This window comes from Actinocorallia lasiicapitis (genome assembly GCF_054778695.1).
The window spans coordinates 1-558 of sequence record NZ_BAAGZI010000908.1; the positions used below are offsets into that span (position 1 = coordinate 1).

General features: G+C 75.4%; 1 protein-coding gene. It reads right to left on the reverse strand.

Annotated elements, in window-relative coordinates; translation table 11 throughout:
* A partial coding sequence (locus tag ACYVE7_RS35440; RefSeq protein WP_460371080.1) for an FtsX-like permease family protein occupies positions 1 to 558 on the reverse strand: 558 nt, incomplete at both ends.

The window sequence follows — 558 nt, forward strand, 5'->3', positions numbered from 1 at the left end:
GCAGCCCGCGCGCCGCGAACACCGCGCCGAGCGCGGCCAGCAGCCCGGCCGCCGTGGTCAGCAGCACCTGCGTCAGATAGGACGAGGTCAGCAGCCGGCGGCTCGCGCCGGTCGCCCGCAGCACCGCGACGCTCCCCTCCTTCTGCAGTGTGAAGATCCAGAACACGGTGCCGATGAGCAGGGCCGCGATGCCCAGCAGGAAACCCCTGATCAGGTTGATGGTCCCGGTCTCCTGGGCGTAGCCGGGCACCGAGGCGACGGCCTCGTCCTTGGCGACCGCCTCCAGCCCGTCGGCGGCTCCGGCCAGGGCGGCGGGGCTCGCCGCACCGCGGACGAGGAACGCGCCGACGGTGCCGCCGCCCCTGGTCCTGGCCTTCTGCCAGGTGGGGAGCGAGACCTGCCCGACGGCCGTGTGCTGGAGCGTGCCCAGCGGGGCGAACCCGGCGATCGTCAGCCGCAGCCCGCCGGGGCGGAGGGTCAGCACGTCGCCCGCGGCGACCCCGCGCACGGACGTGTCGAGCACGATCGTGTCGTCGGCGAGCCCCGGCGCCGCGAACC